15 protein-coding genes (1 of these 15 only partly in view) are annotated in these 12,305 nt (G+C 72.3%); 7 read left to right on the forward strand and 8 right to left on the reverse strand.

Translation table 11 applies throughout. From position 1 onward, the window contains the following. Positions 1 to 120, reverse strand: partial view of a DNA-3-methyladenine glycosylase gene (locus tag ACQPW6_RS06830; protein WP_433888630.1) — the start only. 519 nt of this gene lie to the left of the window's left edge; only the first 120 of its 639 coding nucleotides appear in the window; it begins with the start codon at positions 118 to 120; its stop codon lies beyond the left edge, outside the window. A 121-nt stretch (positions 121 to 241) separates the two neighbouring features. On the opposite strand from ACQPW6_RS06830, the gene ACQPW6_RS06835 reads away from it, so the two are divergent. The 3 genes from ACQPW6_RS06835 to ACQPW6_RS06845 all read left to right on the forward strand — a co-directional run bounded on the left by ACQPW6_RS06835 (position 242) and on the right by ACQPW6_RS06845 (position 2,369). Beyond that, the gene (locus ACQPW6_RS06835) at positions 242 to 1,033 is read left to right on the forward strand and encodes a sporulation protein (RefSeq protein WP_433888631.1); all 792 of its coding nucleotides are present in this window, start codon (positions 242 to 244) and stop codon (positions 1,031 to 1,033) included. 138 nt (positions 1,034 to 1,171) lie between these two features. Further along, positions 1,172 to 1,711, forward strand: a complete 540-nt coding sequence (locus tag ACQPW6_RS06840) for a YbhB/YbcL family Raf kinase inhibitor-like protein (protein ID WP_433888632.1) — start codon at positions 1,172 to 1,174, stop codon at positions 1,709 to 1,711. A gap of 154 nt (positions 1,712 to 1,865) precedes the next feature. Then, entirely contained in the window at positions 1,866 to 2,369 is a 504-nt protein-coding gene (locus ACQPW6_RS06845; protein WP_433888633.1) for an HNH endonuclease, read from the forward strand. A 45-nt stretch (positions 2,370 to 2,414) separates the two neighbouring features. Here the strand turns inward: ACQPW6_RS06845 and ACQPW6_RS06850 are convergent, their stop codons facing one another. From ACQPW6_RS06850 to ACQPW6_RS06865, 4 genes are all read right to left on the reverse strand, one after another. Continuing rightward, positions 2,415 to 3,182, reverse strand: a complete 768-nt coding sequence (locus ACQPW6_RS06850) for a sulfite exporter TauE/SafE family protein (protein ID WP_433888634.1) — start codon at positions 3,180 to 3,182, stop codon at positions 2,415 to 2,417. A gap of 132 nt (positions 3,183 to 3,314) precedes the next feature. Further along, on the reverse strand, positions 3,315 to 4,280 hold the full coding sequence (locus ACQPW6_RS06855; protein ID WP_433888635.1) for an SPFH domain-containing protein: 966 nt from the start codon (positions 4,278 to 4,280) through the stop codon (positions 3,315 to 3,317). Between the two features lie 134 nt (positions 4,281 to 4,414). Continuing rightward, complete coding sequence (locus ACQPW6_RS06860) at positions 4,415 to 4,849, reverse strand: NfeD family protein (RefSeq protein WP_433888636.1); 435 nt, start codon at positions 4,847 to 4,849, stop codon at positions 4,415 to 4,417. 60 nt (positions 4,850 to 4,909) lie between these two features. Beyond that, a complete protein-coding gene (locus ACQPW6_RS06865; RefSeq protein ID WP_433888637.1) occupies positions 4,910 to 5,719 on the reverse strand; it encodes an ABC transporter ATP-binding protein in 810 nt (269 codons plus the stop codon). Between the two features lie 105 nt (positions 5,720 to 5,824). On the opposite strand from ACQPW6_RS06865, the gene ACQPW6_RS06870 reads away from it, so the two are divergent. Next, the gene (locus ACQPW6_RS06870; RefSeq protein WP_433888638.1) at positions 5,825 to 6,613 is read left to right on the forward strand and encodes a hypothetical protein; all 789 of its coding nucleotides are present in this window, start codon (positions 5,825 to 5,827) and stop codon (positions 6,611 to 6,613) included. 104 nt (positions 6,614 to 6,717) lie between these two features. Here ACQPW6_RS06870 and ACQPW6_RS06875 read toward each other — a convergent pair whose 3' ends face one another. The 3 genes from ACQPW6_RS06875 to ACQPW6_RS06885 form a co-directional block, all read right to left on the reverse strand. Further along, positions 6,718 to 6,963, reverse strand: a complete 246-nt coding sequence (locus ACQPW6_RS06875) for a chaplin (protein ID WP_433888639.1) — start codon at positions 6,961 to 6,963, stop codon at positions 6,718 to 6,720. 181 nt (positions 6,964 to 7,144) lie between these two features. Beyond that, on the reverse strand, positions 7,145 to 7,789 hold the full coding sequence (locus ACQPW6_RS06880) for a response regulator (protein WP_433888640.1): 645 nt from the start codon (positions 7,787 to 7,789) through the stop codon (positions 7,145 to 7,147). Beyond that, entirely contained in the window at positions 7,782 to 8,933 is a 1,152-nt protein-coding gene (locus ACQPW6_RS06885) for a GAF domain-containing sensor histidine kinase (protein ID WP_433888641.1), read from the reverse strand. Before ACQPW6_RS06885 ends, ACQPW6_RS06880 begins: the two co-directional genes overlap by 8 nt. 187 nt (positions 8,934 to 9,120) lie before the next feature. On the opposite strand from ACQPW6_RS06885, the gene ACQPW6_RS06890 reads away from it, so the two are divergent. The 3 genes from ACQPW6_RS06890 (at position 9,121) to ACQPW6_RS06900 (ending at position 12,210) form a co-directional block, all read left to right on the forward strand. Then, positions 9,121 to 9,870, forward strand: a complete 750-nt coding sequence (locus ACQPW6_RS06890; RefSeq protein WP_433888642.1) for an SDR family NAD(P)-dependent oxidoreductase — start codon at positions 9,121 to 9,123, stop codon at positions 9,868 to 9,870. Beyond that, positions 9,867 to 11,087 carry an S-adenosylmethionine:tRNA ribosyltransferase-isomerase gene (locus tag ACQPW6_RS06895; RefSeq protein ID WP_433888643.1) on the forward strand — a complete coding sequence of 407 codons (1,221 nt, stop codon included), beginning with the start codon at positions 9,867 to 9,869 and terminating at the stop codon, positions 11,085 to 11,087. The genes ACQPW6_RS06890 and ACQPW6_RS06895 overlap by 4 nt, the downstream gene beginning before the upstream one ends. 286 nt (positions 11,088 to 11,373) lie before the next feature. Then, positions 11,374 to 12,210, forward strand: coding sequence for a transglycosylase SLT domain-containing protein (locus ACQPW6_RS06900; RefSeq protein ID WP_433888644.1), 837 nt, complete (start codon positions 11,374 to 11,376; stop codon positions 12,208 to 12,210). Positions 12,211 to 12,305 lie beyond the last annotated feature (95 nt).

Raw genomic sequence — 12,305 nt, forward strand, 5'->3', positions numbered from 1 at the left:
GATGGGGCCGGCGTCGGTGGCGCGTACCAGGGTGCGGCCGAGAAGGTCGGGGGCGATCTCCAGGACCGGCCGGTCGAAGAAGGACCGGGTCAGCGGGGTCCTGTCAGGTGCGGTGATCACACCGCAGGAGCGTAGTGGAACCGGAGATGCCGCCCTGGCGTTCGTAGAATTCGCAAAGGCTTGGCAAGGTTGGGCCGGTTGGCACGGTTGGTACGGGACGCGACAAGAAGGCGGTCGGGGTATGGGGTTCAAGAAGCTGATGGCGAGTCTGGGGGCCGGCGGGGCGAAGGTGGAGACGGAGCTGCGGCAGGCGGACGTCTATCCCGGCGGTGTGGCGGAGGGGAACGTACGCGTCGAGGGCGGCTCGGTCGAGCAGCGCATCGAGGGGATCGCCGTCGGTCTGCGGGCGAAGGTCGAGATGGAGCGGGTCAACTCCGACGGCAAGAAGGTGGAGTACCTCAAGAACGTGGACTTCTACCGGGAGCAGGTCGGCGACGGGTTCGTGATCGCGCCCGGCGCGGTGATCGACCTGCCGTTCTCGATGGAGGTGCCGTGGGAGACCCCGGTGACGATGTTCATGGGGCGCAAGCTCACCGGTATGGACGTGGGCGTGACGACGGAGCTCGCGATAGCCCGCGCGGTGGACAAGGGCGACCTCGACCCGGTCTCCGTCCACCCGCTGCCGGCCCAGGACGCGCTGCTGAACGCGTTCGGGCAGCTCGGTTTCGCGTTCAAGAGCGCGGACCTGGAAGACGGCCAGATGCGCGGGACGCGGCAGCGGCTGCCGTTCTACCAGGAGATCGAGTTCCGGGTGCCGCAGCAGTACCCGGGGCTCAGCGAGGTGGAGCTGACGTTCGTCGCGGACGGCCGGCAGATGGACGTGGTGCTGGACATGGACAAGAAGGGGCTCTTCAGCGGGCGTGACACCCGCAGGTCGTTCGTGATGGACCTGGACGGCCACGAGGGGACCGACTGGGCGGCTTATCTGCACGGCTGGCTGGCCGAGGTCGGCGGCAAGCGGAACTTCTTCTAGGGCCTGTCGTGTGGATCTCCGCGACGCCGCGGAGATCCACACGACAGGCCCTAGGCTCGGCCGAGCAGGTTCCGCGCCGCCGAGCTGGGGCGGAGGGACCGGATCATCAGTGCCAGACCAGTTCCAGGAGGTGTCGAGGTGACCGAGCAGAAGCGACGGCCGCTCCCCCATGACTTCCATCCGCCGGTGCCGGCGTTCACGGTGGTGAGCGACGACGTGACGGCGGGTGCGCGGCTCGGCGAGGACCAGGTGTACGCGGGCGGCAACGTCTCGCCGCAGCTGCGGTGGGAGGGGTTCCCGGCCGGGACGAAGAGCTTCGCCGTCTCCTGCTACGACCCGGACGCGCCGACCGGCAGCGGGTTCTGGCACTGGTCGCTGTTCGACATCCCGGTGTCGGTGACGGAGCTGCCGCGCGGCGCCGGCTCGGGTGACTTCACCGGGCTGCCGGCCGGCGCGGTGCAGGTGCGCAACGACTACGGCAGCCGGGACTTCGGCGGCGCGGCGCCGCCGCCCGGGGACGGCCCGCACCGCTACGTGTTCACCGTCTACGCGGTGGACACCGAGAAGCTGGGCCCCGACGCGGACGCGACTCCGGCGTTCGTGGGCTTCAACCTGCGCTTCCACGCCATCGGGCGGGCGCAGCTGGTCGCCGAGTACGAGGTGCCGGCCGAGGGCTGACCTCCGTCGCGGGTCGCGGGGCGTTCCGGACGGTGTCCGGGGCGCCCCGCCGGCGTTGTGGCGGGCGGAAATTGCGTTGTCCGCCGGGGTGTCGCGGGGCATGGTTAAGCGACTTCGCCACGGCGGCGGGGGCAGGCCCGGGAGGTGGGCGGAGATGCGCGAGACGCTGGTGCTGAATGCGAGTTTCGAGCCGCTGTCGACGGTGTCGCTGCGGCGTGCGGTCGTGCTGGTGATGCAGGACAAGGCCGTCGTGGAGCAGGCGCATCCCGGGCTGCGGATCCGTGCGGCGGCGGTGGACGTCCCGGTGCCGCAGGTGATCAGGCTGTGCCGGTACGTGCGGGTGCCGTTCCGACAACGGGCGTCGTGGTCGCGGCGGGGGGTGCTGGTACGTGACCGGCACCGCTGTGCGTACTGCGGGCGGCGGGCGACGACCGTGGACCACGTCCAGCCGCGGTCGCGCGGTGGCGCGGACTCCTGGCTGAACACGGTGGCGGCGTGCACCGAGGACAACCAGCGCAAGGCGGACCGTACGCCGGAGCAGGCGGGGATGCGGCTGCTGTCGCAGCCGTTCGAGCCGACGCCGGCCGACGCGCTGCTGCTGGCTCTTGGGGTGCGGGACCGGGTGGCGCTGCCTGACTGGCTGGCGCAGCCCGCCTGAGCCCCATCCGGGGCCCGGCCCGAGCCATGAGGACTGCTGAGCGGGCTATTTCAGCAGGAGTTGGACGATCGCGGCGATGCCCACCAGCACGATGAGGGTGCGCAGCGCGACCGGTGGCAGCCGGCGCCCGACCCGGGCGCCGATCAGGCCGCCGATGGTGGCACCCGCCGCGATCAGTCCGACGGCCGCCCAGTCCATGTGGGTGGCGAAGACGAAGAAGAGCGCGGCGACCCCGTTGACGAGGGCGGCCAGGACGTTCTTCAGGCCGTTGATCCGCTGCAGGCCCTCGTTGAGCAGCAGCCCCATCAGCGACAGGTACAGGACGCCCTGTGCCGCGCCGAAGTAGCCGCCGTAGATACTGGCGAGCAGCAGGCCGACCACCAGCACCGGGCCGCCGTGCGCGGGCACCTCGGTGTTGTTGCGTTCTCTGCGGGCCTGAACGATGCGGGACAGCCGGGGTTGCAGCACCACCAGGACCAGCGCGATGCCGATCAGTACCGGCACGATGGCCTTGAACGCCCCTGACGGCAGTGTGACCAGCAGCAGCGCGCCGGTGATCCCGCCGATCAGGCAGACCGCGCCGAGCCGCAGCAACCTGGCCCGCTGGCCGGCCAGTTCGCGGCGGTAGCCGATCGCGCCGGTCAGCGATCCGGGCACCAGGCCGAGGGTGTTGGACACGTTGGCGGTGACCGGGGGCAGCCCGACGGCGAGCAGCACCGGGAAGGTGATCAGGGTGCCGGATCCGACGATGGTGTTGATGGTGCCCGCGCCGATTCCGGCCGCCAGGACGGCCAGGGCTTCCGCTGGGGACATCGCTTCTCCGTGATCGCCGTGCGCGCCCTCCCCGCCGCTCGGGTCGAGGGGTGCGCAGCGATCATCCCACAGCCGTACCCGGGCCCACCGGGGCCGGGTCCCGCTGGACGGGCCGGGCCGCGGCGGAGGGGGTCAGTCCTTGTCGAAGTCGGGGCTCTCGCGGCGCGGCGCGGGCGGGCCGGACGCGCCCCTGGCCACCGCGGGTCCGGCGCCCGAACCGCCGGGCGCGCCGGGGATGTTGACGAGCCCGCCGAGGCCCTTGAGCGCGTCGTTGAGCTCGCTGGGGATGATCCACAGCTTGTTGGAGTCGCCTTCGGCGATCTTCGGCAGCATCTGGAGGTACTGGTAGGCCAGCAGCTTCTGGTCCGGGTCCCCGGCGTGGATGGACTCGAAGACCGTGCGGATGGCCTGCGCCTCGCCCTCGGCGCGCAGCGCGGCGGCCTTGGCGTCACCTTCGGCGCGCAGGATGGACGACTGCTTCTCGCCCTCGGCGGTGAGGATCTGCGACTGCCTGATGCCCTCGGCGGTGAGGATCGCGGCGCGCTTGTCACGGTCTGCGCGCATCTGCTTCTCCATCGAGTCCTGGATGGAGGTGGGCGGTTCGATCGCCTTGAGCTCGACGCGGTTGACCCTGATGCCCCACTTGCCGGTGGCCTCGTCGAGCACGCCGCGCAGCGCCGCGTTGATCTCCTCGCGGGAGGTCAGGGTGCGCTCCAGGTCCATGCCGCCGATGATGTTGCGCAGCGTGGTGACGGTGAGCTGCTCGATGGCCTGGATGTAGCTGGCCACCTCGTAGGTCGCGGCGCGGGCGTCGGTCACCTGGTAGTAGATGACGGTGTCGATGTTGACCACCAGGTTGTCCTGGGTGATCACTGGTTGCGGCGGGAACGGCACGACCTGCTCGCGCAGGTCGATCCGGTTGCGGATGGTGTCGATGAACGGCACCACGATGTTCAGTCCCGCGCTGAGGGTGCGGGTGTAGCGGCCGAAGCGCTCCACGATGGCGGCGCTGGCCTGCGGGATCACCTGCACCGTCTTGATCAGCGCGATGAAGACGAGCACCACCAGGATGATCAGGACGATGATGATGGGCGCCATGTCCACTCCCCACGCCGTTCGGGTGCCGGAACACGGTGTGCCCTGGCATGATCAATTCTCGCAGAACACCCGTACGCCGCGGGCGGGTTCGGTGATTCTGTCGTACCTGTCGGTCTCTGTATGCCCACCTGGCGTCACATGACCACGGCGGTGGCGCCGTCGATCTCCACCACGTCCACCTGCTGGCCGGGGTCGAACACCCGGTCGGTCTCCAGTGCGCGGGCCGACCAGACCTCGCCGCCGAGCTTGATCCTGCCGTTCTCGCCGCTGTCGACCCGTTCCAGGACGACGGCCTGCCGGCCCTTCAACGCGTCGACCCCGCTGCGGTGTTCTGGCGGCTGGGTGCGGTGCCGGTAGGCGATCGGCCGGACGACGGCGATCAGCGCGACCGAGACGACCACGAAGACCACCACCTGGGCCACGACTCCGCCGCCGAGCCCGGCCGTGACGGCGCCGGCCACCGCGCCGACGGCGAACATGCCGAACTCCGGCATCGCGGTGATCACCAGCGGAATGCCCAGTCCCACGGCGGCTATCAGCCACCACACCCATGCGTCCACGGTGTTCATCGTAGGGGCGGGCACCCCCGCAGCGGCAGTCCCCCAGGCCATGACGCTGCCGAAGTGGCCTTAAGACAGCGGTAGTCCGGCCGCGGTGAAGCGGTCGCCGCGGCGCTCGATGACCAGCGGCAGGCCGAAGCAGACCGACAGGTTGCGGGAGCTGAGTTCGAGTTCGATCGGGCCGGCCGCGACGACCTTGCCCTGACGGATCATCAGTACGTGGGTGAAGCCGGGGGCGATCTCCTCGACATGGTGGGTGACCATGATCATGGAGGGCGCGATCGGGTCGCGGGCCAGCCGCCCGAGCCGGCGTACCAGGTCCTCGCGGCCGCCCAGGTCGAGGCCGGCGGCCGGCTCGTCGAGCAGCAGCAGCTCGGGGTCGGCCATCATCGCGCGGGCGATCAGGGTGCGCTTGCGCTCGCCCTCGGACAGGGTGCCGAACTTCCGGTCGAGGAACTCGCTCATGCCGAGCCGGTCGAGGAAGGCGCGGGCGCGATCCTCGTCGATCTGCTCGTACCCCTCCTGCCAGGTGGCGGTCATGCCGTACGCGGCGGTGAGGACGGTCTGCAGCACGGTCTGCCGGCGCGGCATCTTGTCGGCCATCGCGGCGCCGGCCATGCCGATCCGCGGGCGCAGCTCGAAGACGTCGACGCCGCCGAGCTTCTCGCCGAGGATCGAAACGGTGCCGCTGCTGGGGAAGAGGTAGCTGGAGGCGACGTTGAGCAGGGTGGTCTTGCCGGCCCCGTTGGGACCGAGGATCACCCAGCGCTCACCCTCGGCGACCGACCACGAGACCTGGTCCACCAGAGCCCGTCCGTCGCGGACCACCGATACGTCCACCAGCTCCAGCACATCGCTCATGAGGCCGTTGTCTCCCATTGCAGTCTCGGCTGTCCGGGTGCCGACAGGCACGGTCGGTCCAGAAGGAACCCCCTGGGAAAACTTACGCCACCGCACGACGGGTCCAGTCCATAGGCTGGGGGCATGCTTGATGAACCTCGCTCAGGGCGGCTGACCGCGTGGGGAAATGCGCTGCTTGCCGGACTTGCCGCACCCGATGACGTCGCCCAGCAGATCACGGCGGAGGACGCCGTGCACCGGATCGCGGGCCTGCCAGGGGAAACCGGCCCGGTCGGGCTGACCCTCGGGCTCGGCCGGCTGCGGGCACTGGGAGTGACCGGGCTGCGGCTCGCGCTGCCGGTCGCCGGGCATCCGCTGGGCCTGACGGGGCCGCCGGAGTTCAACGACCTGGCGCTGTCGGCGGGTGAGGCGGTGCTGACCGTCGGCGGCACCGCGCTCGGCCTGGTGCCCGAGGTGCGGTCGGCGGGCCCGGCCGGCGACCTGCATGTGGACGTGGAGTGGCAGTGCCTGCCGGTGCGGGACGCGCCGCCGGCCGACGTGCCCTCGCTCGGCGAGGCGGAAAGAGAGCTGGCCGAGGCGCTGCGGGACGCCACCACGGCGCTGGCCCGGCTGGACGTGGCGGGTGCCGGTCCGGCGGCGCAGGCGGCGCTGGACGCCTACCGGGCGCGCACCGAGCGCGGCCGGGAGGTGCTGGCGCCGGGCTATCCGCCGCGCGCGGTGCGGGTGCTCGCGCTGGCGCAGCGGGTGGCGGCGCTGGTGGCGATCGCGGCCGACGGTGACGGGGCGGCGGTGAGCGCGTCGCAGATCGCCGCGCGGGCGGAGCTGCTGCGGCCGGTGGAGCGCACGGCCCGGCGGGCGCAGGTGGCGGCGTACAACGCGAGCGTGGAGGAGGCCGAGCGCGGCAGGCCGTGAGGCCGGCCGGCAGGTGTTGGCGGGCGGCCGCGCGGGTCCCGGACGGGTGCTCCCCGGGACCCGCGCGGGCGGCCGGCGCGGTGGCCGGCCGGTGCCGGCAGTGGTCAGCGGTTGATCGCCGCGTTGCCGAACACCGGGTTGAGCAGGCCGATCACGTTGACCGAGTTGCCGCTGACGTTGACCGGGACGTGCACCGGAACCTGCACGAGGTTGCCCGAACCCACACCGGGGGACTTCGTGGTGGTGCCGTGCGCGCACGCGCCGCTGTCGGCGGAGGCGACACCGGCGCCGGCGACGGCCAGGCCGCCCGCCACGAGGGTGAGGGTCGCGGCCTTCTTCAGGTTCATCACTTCGAACTTCCTCCTTGCGGGAGCGCCGCGGCAATCCGCCGCGGCACGCCATGCAGAACGGGTCACCGCCGCAAGGGTTGCGCCGTTCGGGCGACATACACCCGACAGTATGAATCTCAGTCCGGTCCCGGACGGGCAGCGCGAGCCGGGCCGCTCCTAAAGCCGCGGCTCGGGCCCGGCGTCAGCCGCCGATCCCGTTGCGTACCGCCCACAGCGCGGCCTGCGTGCGGTCGGCCAGGTCGAGCTTCATCAGGATGTTCGACACGTGCGTCTTCACGGTCTTCTCCGAGAGCACCAGCGCGCGGGCGATCTCCCGGTTGGAGCGGCCGTCGGCGATGAGCGTGAGCACCTCGCGCTCCCGTTCGGTCAGCGCGTTGCCGCGGCCGTGGCCCCCGGGGTTCTGGTCCTGCGAGAGCAGGGCGCCGGCCACCTCGGGCTGGAGGAGTACGTGCCCGGCGTGCACCGAGCGGATCGCGTCGGCCAGCGCGACCGGGTCGACGTCCTTGTAGACGTATCCGGCGGCGCCGGCCCGCAGCGCGGGGACGACGGTGCGCTGCTCGGTGAAGCTGGTGACGATCAGCACCCGCGCCGGGTTCTCCGCGTCGCGCAGCATCCGCAGCGCCTCGATGCCGTCCACGCCCGGCATCTTGACGTCCATCAGGATGACGTCGGGCCGCAGCTCCTGCGCGCGGGCCACGCCCTCCTCGCCGTCGCCGGCCTCGCCGACGACCTCGATGTCGCCCTGCACCTCCAGGAAGGTGCGCAGGCCGCGCCGTACCACCTGGTGATCGTCCACGAGCAGGACGCGGATCGCCTGGTCAGCCACCGGGCACCTCCATCTCGACGACGGTGCCCTTGCCGGGCGCCGATTCCACGGTCAGGCTGCCGCCGACGCCGGCGGCGCGGTCCCGCATGGAGACCAGGCCGAGGTGCCGCCCGGCGCGGTGGACGGCGGACGGGTCGAAGCCCCTGCCGTCGTCGCGGATCCGCAGCCGGGCGCCTCGGCCGACGCCTTGCAGGGTGACGTTCACGGTGCCGGCGTGCGCGTGCCGCAGCGCGTTGTGCAGGGCCTCCTGCGCGACCCGCAGCAGCGCGTCCTCCTGCGCCGAGGGCAGCGCGCGGGGCTGGAGGGAGTGGAAGGTGACCCGGGCGGAGTGCACCCGGTCGAGTACCCCGGTCTGGCTGCGCAGCGCGGCGACCAGCCCGTCCTCGTCGAGGCCGGCCGGGCGCATCTCGACCACCACCGCGCGCAGTTCCTCGGCGGCCTCCGCGGCGAGCGCGGCGACCTCCTTGATCTCCTGCTTGGCCCGGTCGGGGGCGCTGTCGACCAGCGCGGCGGCGGCCTGCGCGGTCAGCCGCAGCGAGAACAGCTTCTGCGAGACGGCGTCGTGCAGCTCGTGGGCGATCCTGGCCCGCTCGCCGGCCAGGGTCAGCTCCCTGTTGCGCTCGTACAGCCGGGCGTTGGTCAGCGCGATGGCGGCGTGGTCGGCGAGGATCCGCAGCAGGTCCTCGTCGTCCTGGGTGAAGCCGCCGGTGTACTCCGGGTCCCTGGGGCAGTCCTTGTTGGCCAGGAACAGGGCGCCGAGGATCTCGTCGCCGTCGAGTACCGGCATGCCGACGAAGCTCTTCATCCGCGGGTGGTGCCTGGGCCAGCCGGCGAAGCTCTCGAAGTTCCTGACGTCGTCGAGCCGCAGCGGCTCCGCCTCGTGCAGCATCGCCGCGAGGATGCCGTGCTGCCTGGGCAGCGGGCCGATCGCCTTCCACTCCTGGTCGCTGACGCCGTCCACCACGAACTGGGCGAAGCCGCCGTGGTCGTCGGGCACGCCGAGGGCGGCGTATTTGGCGCCGAGCAGCTCGCGGGCCGAGGCCACGATGGTCTGCAGGACCTCGCGCACCTCAAGGCGGCGGTTCATCGCCAGCACCGCGGCGCTGACCGCCTCGATTCCGCCTCTGGGCGACTGGATGGGCATGTTCTTACGGTACGGCGTCCGGTGACCGTCCGTATGCGCCGTCCGGCCGACCGCCCTGGTCCTCGGGACGTAGGCACAACTGACCCCGGCGGCTGCGCCCGGCGGCCGAGGCCGGCACCGGGGGCCCGTTCCTACCGTGGGGGCAGGTGGTCCGGCGACCGGCCGGGCCCGGGCGGAGGGCGGGATCATGCCGGTAGCGATCATCACAGGGGCGTCCCGGGGCCTCGGCCGGGCGCTGGCCGCGCAGCTGGCCGGGCGCGGCTGGGACCTGGTGCTGGACGGGCGGAACGCGGACGCGCTGCGGTCGGCCGCGGCCGAGCTCGAACGTACGGCGGAGAAGTCGCCCGGCACGTCGAACGGGCCGGCCGGGCGCGGCCCCGCGGTGCGGGCGGTGCCCGGTGACGTCACGGATCCGGCGCACCGCGCCGAGCTGGTGGCGGTGGCGCTGGACCTGGGGGACGGCGGCGGGATCGACCTGGTGGTGAACAACGCGAGCGCGCTGGGCGCGGAGCCGCTGGTGCCGCTGGCCGAGCTGCCGGTGGAGGGGTTGCGCGAGGCGCTGGAGACCAATGTGACGGCGCCGTTCGCGCTGCTGCGGGCGGCGCTGCCGGGGCTGCGGACGGCCGGCGGCGCGGTGGTCAACGTCAGCTCCGACGCGGCGGTGGAGGCGTATCCGACCTGGGGCGGCTACGGGGCCAGCAAGGCGGCGCTCGAACAGCTCTCGGCGGTGCTCGCGCAGGAGGAGCCGGAGCTGCGGGTGTGGTGGGTGGACCCGGGCGACCTGCGCACGCAGCTGTACGCGGCGGCGGTCCCGGACGACGAGGACTTCGACGAGCGGCTGCTGCCCGAGGAGGTGGCGCCGGCCTTCCTGCGGCTGCTGGACGCGCGGGCGCCGGGCGGCCGGTATGTGGCCAGTGTGCTGCTGGAGACCCGATGAGCGCGGTTCGGGACGCGGAGCGGGGCGGCGCCGGAGGGCGCGGCATCAAGGACGGGCGCGGCAAGGAGGCGGGCTCCGCGCAGGGCCGGAAGGACGGGTCCGGGCGCGCCAAGAACGGGCCGCGCGGCGCTGGCGAAAAGGACATCGCGCGAGCAGTACATATAAAGGGGACAAAACCTCCCGACGGGCTGGCGGGGCTGACGGTGCCCGACGGGCTGCTCGCGACGGCGCCGCCGCCCCGCCGGGACGCGGTCAGGCTGCTGGTCGGCCGGCAGCGGCAGGACGAGGTCAGCCATCACGCCTTCCGCGAGCTGCCCGGCCTGCTGCGGGCCGGTGACGTGCTGGTGGTGAACACCTCGCGGACCCTGCCGGCCGCCCTGGACGCGCGGCTGGACGGCGAGCCGGTGGTGGTGCACTTCTCCACCCGCAGGGACGACGGCCGCTGGTCGGTGGAGGTCCGCACCCCCGACGGGCACGGCTCGACGCTGCGCCGGCGCGGCGGCCCGGCCGGCGCGGTGCTCGATCTGCGCGGCGGCGGCCGGCTGACCGTGGACGAGCGGCTCGACCCGGCCGGCGACCGGCTGTGGGTGGCGACCCCGTCGATGGCCGACCCGGTACGGCACCTGCACCGCCACGGGCGGCCGATCCGCTACGCGTACACCGAGCGGGACCAGCCGCTGGCCGCGTACCAGACGGTGTTCGCCACCCGGTCGTCCGACGGGCTCGGCTCGGCGGAGATGCCGAGCGCGGGGCGCCCGTTCACCGCGCCGCTGGTGACCGAGCTGGTCTGCCGCGGCGTGCAGATCGCGCCGATCGTGCTGCACACGGGGGTGGCCTCGGCCGAGGCGCACGAGCCGCCGTACGCCGAGCCCTTCGCCGTACCCGAGGCCACCGCACGGCAGGTCAACGCCGCTCGGGCGGCCGGCGGCCGGGTGGTGGCGATCGGGACGACGGCGGTACGGGCGCTGGAGACGGCGGCCGACGACCGCGGTGTGGTGCGGGCGGCGCGCGGCTGGACGGACCTGGTGATCACCCCGGAGCGCGGGGTGCGCGCGGTGGACGGCCTGCTCACCGGGCTGCACGAGCCGGAGGCCTCGCATCTGCTGATGCTGCGGGCGGTCTCCGGGGACCGGCTGCTGGACCGGGTGTACGCCGAGGCGCTGCGGGGAGGCTATCGCTGGCATGAATTCGGCGATGTGAATCTGCTGCTGCCGTAGCCGCTATAAAGGTCACATAAAGCACCCCCTCCGTCACCTTGTGCGACGGAGGGGGTGCCGTCGTGTGACCTCACCGATAGGACCTGCGTCACATACTAAGCAGCTTAGTCCTATTGCCGGTGCCCGTGGCCCGGCAGAAAACCGGACCCGCACCGGCGGGAATTGGGCGGCGCCGGCCGGCCCGTCACCCGCCACTACGAATTCAGCTCGTAGCCGGGCTCATTGACCTCGCGATTTCGGACCCTCTATGAATTCTCAGGTCCGCAATCGGAAGAGGTAATCCCGTATGCAGCTCCCCACGATCCCGAAGATCGGCCGGCTTTCCAGAAAGCACAAGATCACGGCGGCCGGCGCCGCCGCCGCGGCCGCTGTCGTCCTGACGGTCACCGGTCTCCAGGCGACCGGCGGGACCGCGGTCGCCAGCGGTGACCCGACCGGGTTCACCGTCGCCGCGAGCGCGGGCACCGCGCAGCAGGTCAAGAGCATCGACGCCCAGGCCGAGGTCGCCGCCAAGCGCGGCGTGGCCGAGGACGCCGCGGCGAAGAAGAAGGCGGCGGCCGACGCGGCCGCCAAGAAGAAGGCAGCGGCTGAGGCGGCGGCGAAGAAGAAGGCCGCCGCGGCTGCCGAGGCCAAGCGGCAGGCGGCGGCCGAGGCCGCCGCGAAGAAGAAGGCCGCTGACGAGGCCGCCGCCCAGCGCGCCAAGGCCAAGCAGGCCGCGACCCGCTCCACCCAGCGCGCCGCGCTCCAGCCGACGGCGGCCCCGGCCGCCGCGCCGACCACCGCCCCGGCCGCCACGACGTACACCGACGACCTCGACGGCTGGATCAAGCAGGCGATGTCGATCATGCAGGCCAACGGTATTCCGGGCAGCTACGACGGCATTTACCGGAACATCATGCGTGAGTCGAGCGGCAATCCGAACGCGATCAACCTGACCGACTCGAACGCCGCCGCCGGCATTCCGTCGAAGGGTCTGCTGCAGACGATCGACCCGACGTTCGAGGAATACCACGTCGCCGGCACGTCGTCGAACGTCTACGACCCGGTCGCGAACATCGTCGCCGCGTGCAACTACGCGTACCACCTGTACGGTTCGATCGACAACGTCGATTCCGCGTACTGATCCGGGTACCGATCCGGCGCACAGAATCGGCGTACCGATTCCGCATACGGACAAAGGGCGGTGGGACTATCACGGTCCCACCGCCCTTTCCCCGT

This window comes from Streptomyces sp. CA-111067 (genome assembly GCF_050956065.1).
In the GTDB taxonomy this organism is placed as follows: Bacteria; Actinomycetota; Actinomycetes; order Streptomycetales; family Streptomycetaceae; genus Actinacidiphila.